The organism is Corynebacterium sp. AOP40-4SA-5, from assembly GCF_052377355.1.
Lineage (GTDB): Bacteria > Actinomycetota > Actinomycetes > Mycobacteriales > Mycobacteriaceae > Corynebacterium.
Map to the genome: position 1 here is coordinate 1 of NZ_JBQSWS010000051.1, position 2,006 is coordinate 2,006.

Annotated in this window: 1 protein-coding gene and 1 pseudogene; both read left to right on the forward strand. The window is 55.7% G+C overall.

Annotated features, from left to right (window positions below; genetic code table 11):
* A pseudogene (locus tag ACT3S3_RS15195) lies at nt 1–314 on the forward strand (transposase); the annotation flags it as partial.
* Nucleotides 315–1,025: 711 nt separating this feature from the next.
* On the forward strand, nt 1,026–1,748 hold the full coding sequence (locus tag ACT3S3_RS15200; protein ID WP_444615236.1) for a cytochrome c biogenesis CcdA family protein: 723 nt from the start codon (nt 1,026–1,028) through the stop codon (nt 1,746–1,748).
* Nucleotides 1,749–2,006 lie beyond the last annotated feature (258 nt).

Sequence of the window (2,006 nt, forward strand, 5' to 3'; positions counted from 1 at the left end):
AGATCATCGCCGCCTACGGCCACCCGGACAAGCCGAAGGGTAGGAAGCTGATGGACGCGGTGATCACCACGCTGCGCACAGGGCTGCCGAAGGGATTGGAGGAGCTGGCCCAGCTGGGCAGGACCTTGTGGCGCAGGCGCGGTGACATCCTGGCCTACTTCGGCCTTGGTGCGTCCAACGGGCCGGTGGAGGCGATCAACGGACGGCTGTGACACCTACGCGGCATCGCGCTGGGCTTCAGGAACCTCAACCACTACATCTTGCGGTCACTGATCCACTCGGGAGGACTGCAGGACCGGATCAACGCACTCTAGATAGTGAAGAGCCGCTATCTATCAAATAGAGTGGTCCAATCGATCCCCGAACGGGGCTACGGCTTAGACGTAGAGGCGCCGAGGTGGTCCGATATCCCGAATGTCCTGGTCTGGATGCGTTCTTCGCCGATCTCTTCCGCGTCGAACAGTGAGGGGATCAATGTACGAATCAACCGTCCGGTCCCCAAGTTGGTGGAGCAACGCCACTGCATCGGCGCCTGGTCGACATGAGGTGGATTGGGTCGCAGCGATGATAAGCAACGTCTTCCGGGCAGGGTGGGTTGGTTGCACCCTTACATGAAGGTCATGAGAGCCGCGGGGCTGGCAGCGGGCTCTGCTGCTTGGGCGGCTTGACAGGAGCCTGACTGAAGGGGAATCCTGTCAGAGTTCAACGTTTGTGACGCGGTGAGTGAGATGGCCCACATTATTGTCGCGGATCATGGATTTGTGTGTCCGTCTCTGTGCAACTCGGGATTCAATTCTGACATGCCGCTCGGATTATCATCTGCTTTAGATTTGTCGAGCATGATCTGACCGGGTTGAAAGATTGTATTGCGAAGATGTTACGTCTTCAATCGATGGATGACGATCTGTGGAACGCTATATTTCTACTACTCAATTAACAGTTGAAAAGAGGGGATCAGGTATCTCTGAACTAGGTTCTGCTTTTCCGAGGTAGTTGTTAGTGGTCCGTTACTTCTTGGTCTTCTTGTGGCTGCCGTGGCGGGTCTTGTGTCGTTTGCTTCACCGTGTGTCATTCCACTGGTGCCGGGATACATCTCCTATCTTGCTGGGGTTGTGGGAGCCACAACCGAACACACAGCTGACGGTGCACTAGTCAAACAGTACCGTGGCGGCGTCGGTGGGGCCGCGCTACTCTTCGTGGCTGGTTTTACCGTGGTATTTAGCCTCGCGACTGTAACGGTCTTTGGTGTAATGCAGACTGTTCAGGTAAATCAGGGGGCCCTGATGCGCATCGGCGGTGTGGTGACAATTATGATGGGCCTGGTTTTCATGGGCTTTATTCGACCGTTGCAGAACGACACCAGGATGGCACCCCGGCGCTGGTCCACCGTTGCGGGAGCTCCACTGCTAGGGGCTGTTTTCGCCTTGGGATGGACCCCCTGTCTTGGTCCGACATTAACAGGCATAATCTCTATATCGGTGCGTACTGAAGGAATGACTGCCGCGCGTGGAGTAGTGCTCATCGTGGCTTACTGTTTTGGGTTGGGGGTGCCTTTTATCCTGGTCGCCCTCGGGTCAGCTAAAGCACTTAAAGGTGTCGGATGGCTGATGCGCCACTCGCGTTCTATTCAGATCGCTGGTGGTGCGATGCTTATTATCGTGGGAATTCTCCCCGTCAGTGGCCAATGGGCGGTTTTTGTGGACTGGATTAGGCAGTGGCTGGTCTTCGGTACAACTTTGCCAGTATAGAAATAGCTTGAATATGTCGTAGGTGAAGATTCACATCGGGGGCCGATGTCCGATCACGGCGTGCTCGCTCGGCGGCCACGTGGTACTCGCCGGCTGTTTCGGATTTGTTTGTGTTCACCATGCCTACGATCCTAGAGAGCACCTGGGGCATGAATCGTTCTGTGCGTGACCAAGGGACTAGTGATACATTCGGCTCACGAACAACCTTTCCGACTTGCATGTACAGCAGCTCGTCACCGGACGCGAGACGTATGGCAA